Annotated in this window: 1 protein-coding gene and 1 pseudogene; one reads left to right on the forward strand and one right to left on the reverse strand. The window is 72.4% G+C overall.

Going from position 1 to position 2,368, the window contains the following annotated elements:
* A pseudogene (locus AB0C29_RS44050) lies at positions 1-1,133 on the forward strand (hypothetical protein); the annotation flags it as partial.
* Here the strand turns inward: AB0C29_RS44050 and AB0C29_RS44055 are convergent.
* Positions 1,130-2,140, reverse strand: a complete 1,011-nt coding sequence (locus AB0C29_RS44055; protein WP_360833713.1) for an aldo/keto reductase — start codon at positions 2,138-2,140, stop codon at positions 1,130-1,132. The pseudogene AB0C29_RS44050 and the gene AB0C29_RS44055 overlap by 4 nt on opposite strands.
* Between the last annotated feature and the right edge of the window lie 228 nt (positions 2,141-2,368).

Raw genomic sequence — 2,368 nt, forward strand, 5'->3', positions numbered from 1 at the left:
CGCCACGCGACGCGCACCCCGCGGCCACCACGCCGCGGAACGCGGAACCGGCACGGGACGCCGAACGCGAACTCGCGGCGGCACCGGACGCGCAACCCACACCGGCCCCGACCCCGAGACCGGTGCCAGCACCGGTCGTGCCCCGGCAACGGGTGCCCGAGCCCGAGACGTTCACCGAGGCCGAGAACAAGGCCGCCGCCGCGCCCGTCACCGAGAACAAGGCCTCGGCCGCGCCGATCACGGAAGCCGAGCCCGTCACCAAGCCCGGGCCGATCACGGAAGCCGAGCCCGGGCCGATCACGGAAGCCGAGCCCGTGCCGGTCACGGAAGCCGAGCCCGTCACCGAGGCCGAGCCGAAGGCCGCTCCCCCACGCGGCACTGCGCCGGTACCCGGTCCGAAAACACCTGCCCCGCGCCGAAAGTCTCTGCTCGCCGCAGGAGTCGCCGCCGTGGTGCTGGCCGGCGCGGGCACCACCTGGTGGGCCCTGCGCGACGACAGCGACGGGACTCCCCGAACAGCCCCGACCGCCGCACCGACGGCATCCGCCCAGGCCACGACCGGTCCAGGCTCGACCGGCCAGGGCACATCGTCGACGGACCCTGCCGGCGTACCGGCCGGATCTGCCCCCGCCCCGAGCGGGACCCCGGCCACCAGCGCGCCCACCGGCCGGGCCGGGGACCCGGTGGCCCGCCCGCCGCTGCCCGACGGCTGGCGTGACTACCGGGACCCCACCGGTTTCCGGGTCTACGTTCCCGAGGGCTGGTCCAAGTCGAAGCGGGGCTCGATGGTCTACTTCCGCGACGGCAAAGGCCATGTGCTCGGCATCGACCAGACGAAAAAGCCGCAGCCCGACCCGAAGGCCGACTGGCAGGGCAAGGCCGAGTATCGGGTCGCCGCCGGTGACTTCCCGGGCTACAAGGAGATCAAGATCGTCTCGGTGAAGTACTGGCAGAAGGCTGCCGACTGGGAGTTCACCTTCAACGGCAGCAACCGCCGCCACGTCAACAACCGCGGCTTCATCACCTCGAAGAAGCAGGCGTACGGCATCTGGTGGGAGACCAGCGACTCCCGCTGGAAAGCCGACCGCGACGACCTGCAACTGATCTTCGACAGCTTCCGCCCGAAGACCTAGACCCCAGCGGCGTCCAGCCGGCGCAGCTGGTCCTCGCCGAGCTTCACGTCCAGGGCCGGCAGCGCCGCCTCGAACTGCTCCGGCGTCCGCGGCCCGACCAGCGGAATCGTCCGCGGCGAGGGCTGCTGCATCAGCCACGCCAGGACGAGCTGGTTCGGCGTGACGCCCACCTCGGCGGCCACCTCGGTCAGCACGGCGAGCCGCGCGTCGGTGTCCGGCCCGGCGTACGCCTCCATGGCCCAGTGCCCGGCCCGCTTGGCCGGGTCGTCGTAGATCCCCTTGAGGATCGGCGAGTACGCCACCAGCGTCAGGTCCTCGTGCGCCTCGAGGTAGTCCAGCTGCTCGGCCCCGACGATGGACACGCTGTCGTGGCCGGGACGGGGCCGCAGGTACGAGTGCTGCTGTTGCAGGGCCACCGGGGCCGGCCAGCCGTACCGGTCGCACAGTTGCCGGATCCGCTCCAGCCGCCAGGTCCGCACGTTCGACCAGCCCAGGTACCGGATCTTCCCGGCCTGCACCAGCCCGGCCAGCGCCTCCAGGGTCTCCTCGAGCGGGGTGGCCCGGTCGTCGACGTGCACGTAGTAGAGGTCGACGTGGTCGGTGCCGAGCCGCCGCAGGCTGCCGTCGAGGGCGTGCCGCAGCGTGTCACCGCCCGCGCCGGCGAACGTGCGCCGGGCCAGGTCCCAGTTCGCCGTGCCGTCGGCGTCCCACAGTTGCGGCGAATACTCCGGCAGCGCGCTGCCCTTGGTCGCCAGGAACACCTGGTCTCGCCGCCCACCCTGGCGCAGCCAGCGGCCGAGCAGTTCCTCACTCTCCCCGCCCCGGCTGTCCCGCCTCGCCCACCACTCGTAGCAGTCGGCGGTGTCGATGAACGACCCGCCGACCTCGAGGTAGCGGTCCAGGATGTGCACCGAGTCCTGCTCGTTCGTGGCGTTGCCCATCTGCATGGCACCGAGCGCGAGCCGACTGACCTGCTGCCCGGTGGTGCCCAGTTCGATCGTCTGCATACCGAGGACGCTAGGACCTGGAGCGCGCTCCAGGTCAACACCGCAGTGCGGATCCGGTACGGATCAGCAGGTCAGCAGGCCGGCCCGGTCCTTGGCCAGCAGCACGTGGCGGGCCGCGTCGGTCAGCCGGGTCGCGAAGGCCGGTGACGTGCGGGCCTCCGCGATCAGCGACGCCGACATCGGTGCCGCGTCCTGCGGCCGGATCGTCAGCGCCAGGTCGCCGCCCGC

It is taken from the genome of Actinoplanes sp. NPDC048791, assembly GCF_040650095.1.
Classification (GTDB): domain Bacteria; phylum Actinomycetota; class Actinomycetes; order Mycobacteriales; family Micromonosporaceae; genus Actinoplanes.

Coding starts and splice junctions, on each gene's coding strand:
- AB0C29_RS44055 (WP_360833713.1), bottom strand. CDS start 2,140: ATGCAGACGATCGAACTGGGCACCACCGGGCAGCAGGTCAGTCGGCTC.